The sequence below is a fragment of the Ruegeria sp. HKCCD6428 genome (genome assembly GCF_013110595.1).
In the GTDB taxonomy this organism is placed as follows: Bacteria; Pseudomonadota; Alphaproteobacteria; order Rhodobacterales; family Rhodobacteraceae; genus Ruegeria.
Genome location: NZ_WVQX01000007.1, coordinates 56,578 through 70,053, shown reverse-complemented (window position 1 = coordinate 70,053; position 13,476 = coordinate 56,578). Strand labels below are relative to the sequence as shown.

Here is a 13,476-nt window from a genome sequence, read left to right as displayed (position 1 = left end):
TCTGTTCTGTTGAGCCGCGATAATAAACGTCACGCTGTGAGGGTCCAGCTTTGAATTTCCAAAAGATCAGATTGGCTGCGGGCCTGTATTTTGTTGCCACTCCGATCGGAACCGCGCGCGATATTACGCTCAGGGCGCTGGATGTTCTGGCCTCGGCCGATGTGATAGCGGCGGAGGACACCCGGAGCCTGCGGCGGTTGATGGAAATCCATGGCATCCCCCTGGAGGGTCGGCATATCCAAGCCTACCATGATCACAGCGGCGCCGGGGCGCGTGTCAGACTTATGGATGCCCTCGCACAGGGACAATCGGTCGCCTATGCATCCGAGGCGGGTATGCCGCTGATCGCTGATCCGGGATATGATCTGGGCAAGCAGGCGGCCGAAGCCGGGCATATGGTGACCTGTGCGCCCGGGGCATCCGCTGCCATAACAGCGCTGACCCTGGCGGGCCTGCCAACGGATTCATTCTTTTTCGCAGGTTTCTTGCCCAATGCATCGGGCGCACGCCGGACCCGGATTGAGGCTTTGAAAAACATACCAGGCACCTTGGTGTTCTATGAATCCCCAAAACGCGTCTCGGCCAGCCTTGCAGATCTTGCGGAATGCCTGGGGGCAGACCGTCAGGCGGCTTTGTGCCGTGAACTGACGAAAAAGTTCGAAGAAATTCGCCGTGGAAGACTGGCCGATCTGGCGGCAGAAATTCAGGAAAAACCGGTCAAGGGTGAGATCGTTCTGCTGGTTGACCGTAGCCATTCGCAAAGTGTTAACGAATCCGACGTAGAAGAGGCTTTGAAGCGAGCTTTGGAAACTCATTCGGTCAGGGACGCAGCGGATCTTGTGTCAGAAATGTATGATCTGCCGCGCCGTCCAATTTACCAGAAAGCTCTGAAACTGGGAAAGGGATGACATGGGGCGGCGTGCAATTCAGGGCTCGGTTTCCTACCAGGCGGGGCAGTCGGCCGAGCTTCGGGTCGCCTCGGACTACGAGCGCCGGGGGTTTGCAATTGCGCATCATCGGTGGCGGGGTGCCGGTGGTGAAATCGATCTGATTGCGCGGGACGGCGATGGGCTAGTGTTCATCGAGGTCAAGAAAAGCTCCAGTTTCGAAAATGCTGCAGCCCGGATCAGCCAAAGACAAATTGACCGAATCTGTGCCTCGGCCGCGCAATACCTGGAAAACGAACCGGGTGGGCAATTGACCAATGTCCGATTTGACGCGGCACTGGTAGATGGTACTGGCGCGGTTCAAGTCATCGAAAACGCCTTCGGTCACGCCTAAGCCCCATTGAACCCTCAGGCCTGCTGGGCCATGTATCTTGCGTGAAACTGAGGGACACGCCATGAAAATCGCCTTTCAAATGGACCCGATCGGGGCCGTGGACATCAACGCCGACAGCTCATTCCGTCTGGCGGAAGAGGCGCAGGCGCGCGGTCATTCGTTGTTTTTCTATGGGCCGGATCAGCTGGCCTATCAGGAAGGTCGTATCACGGCGCGCGGCCATGACATGACCGTGCAGCGGGTCGCCGGCGATCCGGCGGTTCTGAGCCCCGAACGTGAAGTTGACCTGGCCGATTTCGACGTGGTCTGGCTGCGTCAGGATCCACCCTTTGACATGCATTACATCACGTCCACCCATCTGCTGGACCGACTGAAAGGGCAAACGCTGGTGGTCAACGACCCGTTCTGGGTTCGGAACTATCCTGAAAAACTGCTGGTTTTGGATTTCCCTGACCTGACGCCGCCGACAACGATTGCCCGTGACATAAAAACGATCAAGGCGTTCAAGGAAAAGCACGGCGATATCATCCTAAAGCCGCTTTATGGCAACGGCGGTGCGGGCGTGTTCCGACTGGATGCCAATGACCGCAACCTGACCTCTCTGCACGAGCTGTTCACGGGGTTCTCGCGCGAGCCTCTGATCGTGCAAAAATTCCTGCCGGATGTTAGCAATGGCGACAAGCGGGTGATCCTGGTGGACGGTGAACCGGTTGGCGCAATCAACCGGGTGCCGGCCGCGGGCGAAACGCGGTCAAACATGCATGTGGGCGGACGCCCGGAAAAGATCGGGTTGTCAGAGCGTGATCTGGAGATCTGCGCCGCCATCGGACCGTTGCTGAAGGAAAAAGGGCAGATTTTTGTCGGGATCGACATCATTGGCGACTATCTCACCGAGATCAACGTGACCTCGCCCACCGGTATTCAAGAGCTGGAACGGTTCGACGGCGTGAACATTGCCGAAAAGATCTGGCAGGCGATTGAAGCCAAGATCTAAGCCATCACGCGGGCGCTGATGCGAAAGCTCAGCGCCTCTGCGACATGTGGCCTGCGGATGTCGGCTGAGCCGTCCAGGTCGGCGATCGTCCGCGCCACCCTCAGAATGCGATGAAAGGCACGGGCCGATAGGCCGAACCGATCAGCCGCCTTCAGCAAAACTGCTTTTCCTTCTGCATCGGGTGTTGCGATCTGTTCCAGAACTTTGCCTTCGGCGTCGGAATTCTGACGCATCTCTGGCATTCCCCGAAACCGGTCTGCCTGTATGGCGCGGGCGTTTTCAACCCGCGTGGCAACTGTCGCCGAGCTGTCGCCGGAAGGGGGCAGATCAAGATCGGTGAAGCCCACAGGCGGAACTTCGATCCGCAGGTCGAACCTGTCCATCAGGGGCCCCGAGATACGGTTCAGATAATCCTCGCCGCAGCCGGGTGCGCGAGAGCAGGCGCGCGATGGATCCGTCAGGTAGCCGCATTTGCACGGGTTCGCGGCGGCCACCAGCATGAAGCGGCAAGGGTATTTCACATGGGCATTGGCACGCGCCACCATGACTTCTCCGGACTCTATTGGCTGGCGCAGGGTCTCCAGAACCGTACGCGGAAACTCGGGAAACTCATCCATGAACAGCACGCCGTTATGCGCCAATGAGATTTCACCGGGCTTGGCGCCTTTGCCGCCGCCGACAATGGCTGCCATCGACGCCGTATGATGCGGTTCCCGAAAAGGACGGGTGCGGTTGATGCCGCCTTCGTCCAGCAACCCGCACAGGGACTGGATCATCGAAGTTTCCAACGCTTCGACCGCCGTGAGCGGAGGCAAGATGCCCGGAAGCCGTGCAGCCAGCATGGATTTGCCCGATCCCGGCGTACCGATCATGATCAGATGGTGACGTCCGGCTGCCGCGATTTCCAGGGCGCGCTTGGCGCGTTCCTGTCCCTTTACATCGCGCAGATCCCGCACGCTGGGCGTCAGATTCACCTCGCCGGGTTGTGCCGCCGGCAAAGGGCACTGTCCCGAGAAATGGCGGACAACATCACCAAGGGAATCCGCGCCGATAACCTGAGTGGCGTCGACCCATGCCGCTTCGGCGCTGGAGGCTTTGGGACATAGCAACATGCGGCCCTCGGACGCTGCCGTCATGGCTGCGGGCAGGGCGCCGACAACAGGCACCAAAGAGCCATCAAGCGACAACTCTCCCAGTGCAACCGTTCCTTCGGCGGCATCGACCGGGATGATTTCGAGCGCAGACAACAGCGCGACTGCGATGGGCAGGTCGAAGTGGCTGCCTTCCTTGGGCAGATCCGCAGGAGACAGGTTGATCGTAATTCGTTTCGAGGGCAGGGCGATGGCCATCGCACTCAGCGCGCTGCGGACACGGTCGCGGGCTTCGGATACGGCCTTGTCGGGAAGGCCAACGATGGAGAAGGCCGGCAAGCCGGGCGATACGGCACATTGCACCTCGACCGGGCGGGCTTCGACCCCTTGAAAGGCAACAGTGTGGGCGCGGGCAACCATGGCAGTCCTGTTCTTGGTTAACAGGACGTTGCTGCCATGGTTGTGGTTTAAGAGTCGTTAACGGTTGCGCGCAAGGCAGCGAATTTGGGCCACGCGTCGGGATCTGCAACGGTTTTGTCGCGGCAGAACGGATTGCAGAAGCCCCAGCATTTGCCGTCCAACTCCAAAAACTCCACGACGGGTTTGCCGGAATAGGGGCAAACTTGGTTGATTGACGGGCCGGAGACCGGCTTGGCGGTTGAAACCCCTCCGATCGGCCAGGGCTTGGACGGCAAGTCCTGACGATAGGGAAAAGGGTCGTATCTGACGGTCAGGCCCATTGCGCGCCATTGTCTGACGGCGGGGCCTGACAACAGGTCCAGGCAATAGGTCCGGTTGGCCCTTGAAACTGGCAGTCCATATCCAATGATCCGCGCTGCGACAGGTGTGTAAAACACGTCCGCCAGCGAATACGTGCCAAACAACGGGCCTTGTTCCGCACCGGACACTGTGCGCGCATGGTCCCAGAGTGTTTCGATACGCGCCAGATCTGCCAGTGTTTCATCCGATGGGTCGAAACCCTGCCAGACATGCAGCAATTGCATCGGGCATTCGCCTCGTAGGGCACCGAACCCTGCCACCATCTCGGCGCACAGCCAGCGGGCGGTTGCCCGGGCGGCGGGATCTGATGGCCACAACCCGGCATCAGGGTGGCGCTCGGCCAGGGTTTCGGCCATGGCCAGGCTTTCGCCGACCACAGTTCCTTCCGGCAGGCGCAGGGCAGGTACAAGTCGCGCTGGAGCCAGGGAAGCCATATCCTGTGCCATGGTGCCCGAATACAGGCCAATCATGTGGCTTCTATGGGGCAGGTTGAATTTCTCAAGCATCAGCCAGCCACGCATTGACCAGCTGGAGAAGAGGCGGTCGCCGATATACAAATCATACGTCATACGCAGACGATGCCGCAGGTTCACAGCCCGGTAAAACAGTGATTTGTGCGAGGTCTGTTCACGGAAGGTGATTGATTGTACCGACGGACCACCTGCCTGCGTCGATCAGGATATCCGTCACCGACAGGTTGTCGACTCGGTATGAAAAAGTCTGTTGTCCATCCAGATCAAGGGCGCGCTGTACCTGGGTGAGGATAACGCCGAAATGCGCAACGATGACCAGATCGCGGCCTGAATGTGCTGAAACAAGCGTGTCGATCGCTGCGTCGACCCGATTGCGGACCTCGTTCCAGCTTTCACCTTGCGGCGGGCGGACATCGCCAGGGTTGTCCCAATAGGCAAAGGCCAGTTCCGGGTCTTCGGCTTCGATTTCGGCAAATCCGCGCAACTCCCAGCGACCAAAATGGATTTCCCGCAAGCCCGGGTGATGAGGAAGACGTTGACGTTGGCCTTGGATGGCCGTTGCCGTGTCAACTGCCCGTGACAGATCGGACGAGATCACAAGCGCCTCGGGCGGCAAATGGTCGTGCAGCCGGTTCAGTGCGGCTGTATCGCTCAGGTCAGCGGGCAGGTCGGACCAGCCGACCATGGTTTTCGCATGTGTCGGCCCGTGTCGGACAAGGTGAAGACGCGTCACGGCAATTGTCCTTTCAGAACCAAAGGCAACCCGGCGGTGATCTGCACCACCAGATCGGCCTGCGCTGCAAGCGCGATGTTCAGCCGCCCCTGGGCTTCGCGAAACCGCCGGGCCAGGGCGTTGTCCGGGACAATGCCGTAGCCAACTTCGTTCGAGACCATCACGATTTGCGCCGGGCATGCGCGCAATGCTTCAAGCAGGGCGGTTTGTGCGGCTTCCAGATCGGTTTCGGCCAACAGGTGGTTGCTCAGCCACATGGTGGCGCAGTCAATCAGGCAAATCTGATCGGGCGACAACGTGGCCAGAACCGGCCCCGGATCGAAGGGCTCTTCAATCGTGGTCCAACCGTCGCCGCGTTGCGCGAGATGGCGCTCGACCTTCTGGCGCATCTCGTCATCAAACACTTGTGATGTCGCAAGGTAAACTTGGCTTTTCCCCCGAGAAACAACCAGTTCTTCGGCGAAAACCGACTTGCCCGACGCGGCCCCGCCCAGAACCAAGGTTAAATCCGGCGACACAATACTTACCTATAGTTGATCCGATTGGTGCTGTTTTGCGTAAAGGTCATAGGTCGGCAAGGCAAGTCTGACCAGTACCTGCAAACAGGGGAGAGGTTTATGGCACTGGATAATGCGACGGACTTTTCGATGTCCCGGCAAGCAATGAAGGCCGAGTTGCTGGATGCGGAAACTGAACTGAAACTGGCTTATGCCTGGCGTGATGAGCGTGATGAAAAGGCGTTGCACCGTCTGATCACCGCCTACATGCGTCTGGCGATTTCGATGGCGGCCAAGTTCAAGCGCTATGGCGCGCCGATGAATGATCTCATTCAGGAAGCGGGCCTTGGCCTTATGAAGGCCGCGGACAAGTTCGATCCGGATCGCGGCGTGCGTTTTTCGACCTATGCCGTTTGGTGGATCAAGGCAAGCATTCAGGATTACGTGATGCGGAACTGGTCGATGGTTCGGACCGGGTCAACCTCATCTCAGAAATCGCTGTTCTTCAACATGCGCCGTGTTCAGGCCCGGCTGGAACGGGAAGCCGCCACCGAAGGTCAGGAACTGGACCGTCATCAGTTGCATCAGATGATCGCCACGGAAATCGGCGTGCCGCTGCGCGACGTTGAGATGATGGAAGGCCGCCTGTCCGGCTCTGATTTTTCGCTGAATGCGGTTCAGTCCGCTGATGAGGATGGGCGCGAGTGGATCGATGCCCTGGAAGATGACCGCGAACAGGCAGCCGAGGCCGTTGAGCACAGCCATGATACCGAACAATTGCGCAAGTGGTTGTTGACGGCGATGAGTGCCTTGAATGATCGCGAGCGTTTCATTGTGCGCGAGCGCAAGCTGCGAGACCCCGCTCGAACCCTGGAAAGCCTTGGAACAGAGCTGGGCCTGTCCAAAGAACGTGTGCGACAGCTTGAGGCCGCAGCCTTTGCGAAGATGCGCAAGAACCTTGAAGCCCAGTCGCGCGAGGTGCAACACTTCCTCGCATGAAACAGTTTGCGATTCTTGCGTGTGTTCTTGGTCTTACGGTTGCGGCAACGCGACCGGGGCTGGCAGAAAGACTTGTTCCCGCTGATGCAATGTCCGTGATGCGGGATGCTGATGTCGTGATATTGGGAGAAGTTCACGACAACCCGACGCATCATCTGGTGCAGGCCGAAGCTCTCGAGGCTGTTTCACCCTCGGCCGTCGTCTGGGAGATGGTCACCGAAGAGGGCGCGCAAAGGCTCGCGCAGAAAGCTGTGTCCAACCCAGAGGAGCTGAGCCGCATTCTGAAATGGGCTGAAAGTGGCTGGCCTCCGCTCAGCATGTATTATCCGGTGTTCGAGGCGTCAGGCGCGCCGGTTTACGGGGCCATGGTTCCGCGTGCTGCCGCGCGTGCCGCGATGGAACGCGGGGCCGCCACGGCGTTGGGTGCAGACGCGGCGCGTTATGGCCTGACGGTGCCTCTATCGCCCGAAGAACAGGCCGCGCGCGAGGCCGACCAGTTGGCGGCGCATTGCGATGCGCTTCCGGCTGAAATGTTGCCCCAGATGGTGGCGATCCAAAGATTGCGCGATGCTGTGCTGGCCCGTGCCGTGGTCCGTGCGATGGACGAAACCGGGGGTCCGGTTGCCGTGATCACCGGAAACGGTCATGCGCGAAAGGATCGGGGCATACCGACCTATCTTGCGCGCCTCAGACCTGGTTGGAAAGTCGTGGCCGTCGGACAGTCCGAGGATGGAGCGATCGACGGAGAATTCGATATCGTGATTGATAGCCCCACGGCCGAGCGCGAAGACCCCTGTGCGGCATTTCAGGTTCAGAATTAATCGCTGGAACTACCTGCGGGCCTTGCCTAATGTCGGGGCCGACCGGGACGGGAAGGGCTGAACATGCTGTCATCCAAACGCATTCTGCTGATTATCGGTGGCGGAATCGCGGCTTACAAATCGCTGGACCTGATCCGCAGGTTGCGCGAGCGTGGCGCGGACGTGACCCCTGTATTGACGCGCGCTGCGGAAGAGTTTGTGACACCGCTGTCCGTATCGGCTCTGGCAGGTGAAAAAGGCTATCGCGATCTGTTTGACCTCACCGATGAGGCCGAGATGGGGCATATTCAACTGTCCCGCTCTGCGGATCTGATCGTTGTGGCCCCCGCAACGGCGGATCTGATGGGCAAGATGGCCGCAGGGCTGGCCAACGATCTGGCCTCGACCCTTCTGATGGCCACGAACACGCCCGTTCTGTGTGCGCCCGCGATGAATGTGCGCATGTGGACCCACCCGGCAACACAGCGAAACCTGAAGCAGCTGCAAGCGGATGGCGTGCGCTTTGTGGGCCCGAACGAAGGCGACATGGCCTGTGGCGAATACGGCCCCGGGCGCATGTCCGAGCCGCTGGAAATTGTCACGGCGGTTGAGGCTCGGTTGTCTGCGGGGCCCTTGGCGGGCAGGCGGGTGCTGGTGACGTCCGGCCCGACGCATGAGCCGATAGATCCGGTCCGGTATATAGCCAACCGTTCGTCCGGGGCCCAAGGTGCCGCCGTGGCCCGGGCGCTGGCGGAATTGGGGGCCGAGGTGACCTTTGTGACCGGCCCGGCAGACGTGCCGCCCCCGGTGGGTGTGCGGGTCGTACCTGTCGAAACCGCGCAACAGATGTCTGATGCAGTTGATGCAGCTCTGCCCGTCGATGCCGGAATATTCGCGGCTGCGGTCGCGGACTGGCGTGTCGCCAGCGCGTCGGACAAGAAGCTGAAGAAAAGTCGCGATGGCCTGCCGGTACTGGAATTCGCCGAAAACCCGGACATTCTGAAACGTGTTTCCGGGATGGGCGCGAACCGTCCGCCGTTGGTTGTCGGCTTTGCGGCCGAGACGGACAATGTGATTGAACACGCCACGGCCAAGCGTCTGCGCAAAGGCTGCGACTGGATCGTCGCAAACGATGTCAGCCCTGCAACAGGCATTATGGGCGGGTCGGAAAATGCGGTCACCCTGATTTCGGACAACGGGGCCGAGGAATGGCCCCGTATGGGTAAAGACGAAGTTGCCCGGCGTCTGGCGGCGAAAATCGCGGACGCGTTGGCAGGCTGAAGGAAAGGCAAGGGCATGGTTGCAATCCGGGTGATCCGCGAAGACGGGGCAGACCCCGCCGTGGCGCTTCCCTCTTACGAAACCTCGGGGGCGGCCGGCGCGGACGTGCGTGCCAATCTGCCCGGCGGCGCGCCGATTACGCTGGACCCCGGTCAGCGGGCGCTGGTGCCGACCGGCCTGCGCATTGAAATCCCACAAGGGTATGAGGTGCAGGTTCGGCCCCGCTCGGGCCTTGCGTTGAAGCATGGGATTACACTGCCCAACACGCCGGGCACTATCGACAGCGACTATCGTGGGCCTTTGGGCGTGATCGTGATGAATGCGGGACAGGAACGGTTCGAGATCGCCCACGGAGATCGTATCGCGCAGCTTGTGGTCGCGCCGGTGGTGCAGGCAACGTTTGAACTGGCTCAGGCTCTGGGCGAAACCGATCGCGGGGCTGGCGGTTTCGGCTCGACCGGGCGCGGCTGATGCTGTTGGTTTTCATCCTGGCTGCGGGGCTTTGGGGTGTCGGTTATATCGCCGGCACGTCGAAAAAAGCGCGGGTGGTTTCCGTGAGTGTGTTGCTGGCCGGCGTCATACTGTCCCATCTGATCTTGCCGGATGGGCACCCTCTTCGCGAAGCAACGGGTGGGTCTGCGGCGCTTTGGCTAATCCTCGTGGGTTTCGCGGCGCTGGCTTTGCTGTATGGCAGAATACTCAAAGCCTTGCGTAACCGCGCAGTTTCAACTTCGGAACCGGAGCCCGACATGCCCTCGGACCGATTTACCGAGGCCGAGCTGGACCGCTATGCCCGCCATATCGTTTTGCGCGAACTGGGTGGGCCCGGTCAGAAAAAACTTAAAAAAGCCCGCGTACTGGTGATCGGCGCAGGTGGTCTGGGTGCACCTGCGCTGCAATATCTGGCGGCTGCGGGTGTCGGCACGATCGGGATCATCGACGATGACGTTGTCGAGAATGCCAACCTGCAACGACAGGTCATTCACCGGGACGCGGATATTGGAATGCCCAAGGTCTTTTCGGCGCAGCAGGCGATGGAGGCGCAAAACCCGAACGTCGTTGTTCTGCCCTATCACCGCCGCTTGAGCGAGGAAATCGCCACCGACCTGTTTGCAGACTTCGATCTGATTCTTGACGGAACCGACAATTTTGAGACCCGGTATCTGGCAAACCGAACCGCCGTCGCGCTGGGCAAACCGCTGATTTCGGGGGCTTTGTCGCAGTGGGAAGGTCAACTGAGTGTGTTTGACCCGGCCAATGGCAGCCCCTGCTATCAGTGCATCTTCCCAGAGGCCCCGGCCCCCGGTTTGGCCCCGTCCTGTTCCGAGGCCGGCGTGATCGGCCCGCTGCCGGGCGTCGTCGGATCAATGATGGCGGTCGAGGGGATCAAGGTGATAACGGGCGCCGGCATGGCGCTGCGCGGCGAGATGCTGATCTATGACGCGCTGTACGGTGAAAGCCGCAAGATTGTTCTGATCCGCCGGGACGATTGCCCCGTTTGTGGCATGAGAAACGATTAACCTTTCTTCACATGGGATGGCTGTTCTGGACCACCCGGCCATGGCGACATAGCTATGGGATCAAAGGAGATCCGCATGACCAACCCGATCCTGTCCAACTGGACTACACCGTTTGAAATCGCCCCTTTTTCCGATATCTCGGATGATGATTTCTCGCCGGCACTGGAGCAGGCGATGAAAGAGCATTACGCCGAGATTGACGCGATAGCGGCAAATCCGGATACCCCCACATTCGCCAACACGATCGAGGCGCTCGAGGCTGCGGGCGGGCAACTGGACAAGGTTCTGTCGGTCTTCTTCACGATTGCGGGCGCGGACAGCAACCCCAAGCGGGAAGAACTGCAACGCGCGTTTTCCCCCAAGCTTTCGGCGCATTTTTCGGGCATTTCTTCCAACAAGTCGCTGTTCAAGCGTGTGGCCGACCTATGGGCACGGCGCGATGATCTTGACCTGACCGAGGAACAGGCGCGTGTGCTGATGCTGACCCACCGGGGCTTTGTGCGTGCCGGTGCGGCTTTGGAAGGGGACGAAGACGCCCGTATGCAAGAGATCAAGTCGCGCCTCGCGTCGCTGGGCACGTCGTTTACCCAGAACTTGCTGGCGGATGAGCGGGACTGGTACATGGATCTGACCGAAGAGGATCTGAACGGCCTGCCGGATTTCGTCGTGGACGCGGCGCGTGCCGCGGGGCAGGAGAAGAAAGCCAAGGGGCCGGTGGTCACCTTGTCACGGTCGCTGATCGTGCCGTTTCTGCAATTCTCGCCCCGCCGGGACCTGCGTGAAAAAGCCTATCGCGCCTGGGCCGCACGCGGTGCCAATGGGGGCGAGACAGACAACCGAGATATCGCGGCCGAGATACTGGCCTTGCGCCAAGAACGTGCCAAGCTTCTGGGCTATGACACGTTCGCCGACTACAAGCTGGAAACCGAGATGGCGCGCACGCCGGATCGGGTGCGCGAACTGTTGATGCAGGTTTGGGAACCGGCCAAGTCCCGCGCCGACGCCGACGCGGATGTTCTGACGCAGATGATGCAGGAAGACGGCATCAACGGCCCGCTGGAAGCCTGGGATTGGCGGTACTATGCTGAAAAGCGGCGCAAGGCGGAACATGATCTGGATGAGGCCGCGTTGAAACCCTATCTGCAACTGGATCGTATGATCGAGGCTTCGTTTGCCTGCGCCAACCGGCTTTTCGGGCTGGAATTCAAACCGTTGGACGTACCCCTCTATCACCCGGATTGCCGGGCTTGGGACGTTACCCGCGACGGGCAGCATGTTGCCGTATTTATCGGAGACTACTTTGCACGAGGGTCCAAGCGGTCAGGTGCCTGGTGCAGCGCGATGAGGGCGCAGGCCAAATTCCCAAAGAAGCAGACACCGGTTGTCATCAATGTCTGCAACTTTGCCAAGGGGGATCCCGCCCTGCTGTCCTATGATGACGCGCGGACTCTGTTTCATGAATTCGGCCATGCCCTGCACCAGATGCTGTCCAACGTGACATATGAAAGCATCTCGGGCACGTCCGTGGCCCGCGATTTCGTAGAGTTGCCCAGCCAGCTTTACGAACACTGGCTGGAAGTGCCCGAGGTTCTTGCCGAGTTTGCGACCCATGCGGAAACGGGCGAGCCGATGCCGCAGGAAATGCTGCAAAAGGTGCTGAAAGCGGCCAATTTCGATCAGGGATTCCAGACGGTGGAATATGTCGCCTCGGCCCTTGTTGATCTGGCCTTCCACGATGGCGAGGCGCCGGCAGATCCGATGGCGAAACAGTCAGAAGTTTTGGCCGGGTTGGGGATGCCGAAGGCCATTGGAATGCGCCACGCTACTCCGCATTTCGCGCATGTCTTCGCAGGCGATGGCTACAGCTCGGGGTATTACAGCTATATGTGGTCCGAAGTGATGGATGCCGACGCCTTTGCCGCCTTTGAAGAGGCGGGAGGTGCCTTTGACCCCGAACGCGCCAAAGCGTTGGAGGACAACATCCTGTCCACTGGCGGTTCGCGCGAGGCAGAAGACCTGTATCTGGCGTTCCGGGGAAGATTGCCGGGGGTTGACGCCCTGTTGAAAGGCCGCGGTCTGATCGCGGCCTGAAATCAGTAGCCCAAAGCGCGATCCACCAGGTGCACGAAGGGCTCTCCGGCTTCGCCACGCCGGATGTTTTCGCAAATGACCTGCGCGGCCGTGACCGGGCGGGTCTCGGACGCGATATGAGGGGTCACCGTCACGTTCGGATGTGCCCAATACGGATGATCGGGGGGCAGGGGCTCGACCCGGAACACATCCAGCGTCGCGTGACCGACCTGACCCGCGTTCAAGGCATCCAGCAGCGCATCGTCATCGATCAGGGGTCCGCGACCCGGGTTGATGATCCGCGCGCCCTTGGGCAGCAGGGCCAGCGTTTCAGCATTCAACGCGTTTTCGGTGGCAGCGGTGTCAGGCAGTAGCAGAACCAGTATCTCGGCCCGGGAAAGCGCCTCACGCAGACCGTCAGGACCATGCAGGCAGGTTACGCCGGGGATGTCCTTGGCGGTGCGGCTCCAGCCTGTGACCGTGAAATTCAGCGAGGCCAGGGCGCGGGCCGCGGCTTCGCCCAATGCGCCGAGGCCCAGAATGCACACTTTGCGCTCTTGCGCCAAAGGCGGGGCATCCGGGGCCCAGACGCCATCCTGGATGGTGATGTGGCGATCCATTCCCAGATGATAGCGCAGCACATGGCCCACCACCCATTCGGTCATACCCTGCGTCAGCCCGTGATCCACCATTCGCGCCAAGGGGACGGTCAGCGTGTCATTGTCCGCGATCTTTTCAACCCCGGCCCAGAGGCTCAGAACCGCCTTCAGGCGTGTAAAGGGCGAAAAATCCAGTAACCCGCCATTCGGAGCGTAGACAACGTAATCGACCTGATCCGGGTCAAATTCCGTACCGAGCCGCGCCTCAACGCCGGCTTCCGCAAGGTATCGAGTGAGCAGCGGTTCATAGACGGGCCACAGGGCAGGGCGCGCGGAAAACAGAACGTTTACGGGCATC

At 60.4% G+C, this 13,476-nt stretch carries 14 protein-coding genes; 9 read left to right on the top strand and 5 right to left on the bottom strand.

What is annotated here, in order from left to right; translation table 11 throughout:
• Positions 1 to 50: 50 nt before the first annotated feature.
• From rsmI to gshB, 3 genes are all read left to right on the top strand, one after another.
• On the top strand, positions 51 to 908 hold the full coding sequence (gene rsmI, locus GS620_RS15560; RefSeq protein ID WP_171616785.1) for a 16S rRNA (cytidine(1402)-2'-O)-methyltransferase: 858 nt from the start codon (positions 51 to 53) through the stop codon (positions 906 to 908).
• Between the two features lies 1 nt (position 909).
• A complete protein-coding gene (locus GS620_RS15555) occupies positions 910 to 1,281 on the top strand; it encodes a YraN family protein (RefSeq protein ID WP_171616783.1) in 372 nt (123 codons plus the stop codon).
• 61 nt (positions 1,282 to 1,342) lie between these two features.
• Positions 1,343 to 2,275 carry a glutathione synthase gene (gene gshB / locus GS620_RS15550; RefSeq protein WP_171206023.1) on the top strand — a complete coding sequence of 311 codons (933 nt, stop codon included), beginning with the start codon at positions 1,343 to 1,345 and terminating at the stop codon, positions 2,273 to 2,275.
• Here the strand turns inward: gshB and GS620_RS15545 are convergent.
• Genes GS620_RS15545 through cobU form a run of 4 tightly spaced genes read right to left on the bottom strand, consistent with a single transcriptional unit; the run spans position 2,272 to position 5,870 of the window.
• Entirely contained in the window at positions 2,272 to 3,786 is a 1,515-nt protein-coding gene (locus GS620_RS15545) for a YifB family Mg chelatase-like AAA ATPase (protein ID WP_171616780.1), read from the bottom strand. The genes gshB and GS620_RS15545 overlap by 4 nt on opposite strands.
• 47 nt (positions 3,787 to 3,833) lie before the next feature.
• Entirely contained in the window at positions 3,834 to 4,715 is an 882-nt protein-coding gene (locus tag GS620_RS15540; protein WP_171616778.1) for a glutathione S-transferase, read from the bottom strand.
• A gap of 58 nt (positions 4,716 to 4,773) precedes the next feature.
• Positions 4,774 to 5,352, bottom strand: coding sequence for a histidine phosphatase family protein (locus GS620_RS15535; RefSeq protein WP_171616776.1), 579 nt, complete (start codon positions 5,350 to 5,352; stop codon positions 4,774 to 4,776).
• Positions 5,349 to 5,870: a bifunctional adenosylcobinamide kinase/adenosylcobinamide-phosphate guanylyltransferase gene (gene cobU / locus GS620_RS15530; protein WP_171616775.1), complete on the bottom strand. Its 522-nt coding sequence runs from the start codon at positions 5,868 to 5,870 to the stop codon at positions 5,349 to 5,351. The genes GS620_RS15535 and cobU overlap by 4 nt, the downstream gene beginning before the upstream one ends.
• A 99-nt stretch (positions 5,871 to 5,969) precedes the next feature.
• On the opposite strand from cobU, the gene GS620_RS15525 reads away from it, so the two are divergent.
• From GS620_RS15525 to GS620_RS15500, 6 genes are all read left to right on the top strand, one after another.
• Positions 5,970 to 6,848, top strand: a complete 879-nt coding sequence (locus GS620_RS15525) for an RNA polymerase factor sigma-32 (protein ID WP_170346408.1) — start codon at positions 5,970 to 5,972, stop codon at positions 6,846 to 6,848.
• A complete protein-coding gene (locus GS620_RS15520) occupies positions 6,845 to 7,669 on the top strand; it encodes a ChaN family lipoprotein (RefSeq protein WP_171616772.1) in 825 nt (274 codons plus the stop codon). The genes GS620_RS15525 and GS620_RS15520 overlap by 4 nt, the downstream gene beginning before the upstream one ends.
• A gap of 63 nt (positions 7,670 to 7,732) precedes the next feature.
• Positions 7,733 to 8,929: a bifunctional phosphopantothenoylcysteine decarboxylase/phosphopantothenate--cysteine ligase CoaBC gene (gene coaBC / locus GS620_RS15515; RefSeq protein ID WP_171616771.1), complete on the top strand. Its 1,197-nt coding sequence runs from the start codon at positions 7,733 to 7,735 to the stop codon at positions 8,927 to 8,929.
• Positions 8,930 to 8,944: 15 nt separating this feature from the next.
• Entirely contained in the window at positions 8,945 to 9,400 is a 456-nt protein-coding gene (gene dut, locus GS620_RS15510; protein ID WP_171119662.1) for a dUTP diphosphatase, read from the top strand.
• Positions 9,400 to 10,449, top strand: a complete 1,050-nt coding sequence (locus GS620_RS15505) for a molybdopterin-synthase adenylyltransferase MoeB (RefSeq protein WP_171616769.1) — start codon at positions 9,400 to 9,402, stop codon at positions 10,447 to 10,449. Before dut ends, GS620_RS15505 begins: the two co-directional genes overlap by 1 nt.
• Positions 10,450 to 10,524: 75 nt before the next feature.
• Positions 10,525 to 12,540 carry a M3 family metallopeptidase gene (locus GS620_RS15500; RefSeq protein WP_171616767.1) on the top strand — a complete coding sequence of 672 codons (2,016 nt, stop codon included), beginning with the start codon at positions 10,525 to 10,527 and terminating at the stop codon, positions 12,538 to 12,540.
• 2 nt (positions 12,541 to 12,542) lie between these two features.
• Here GS620_RS15500 and GS620_RS15495 read toward each other — a convergent pair whose 3' ends face one another.
• Positions 12,543 to 13,475 carry a glyoxylate/hydroxypyruvate reductase A gene (locus GS620_RS15495; RefSeq protein ID WP_171616765.1) on the bottom strand — a complete coding sequence of 311 codons (933 nt, stop codon included), beginning with the start codon at positions 13,473 to 13,475 and terminating at the stop codon, positions 12,543 to 12,545.
• Position 13,476 lies beyond the last annotated feature (1 nt).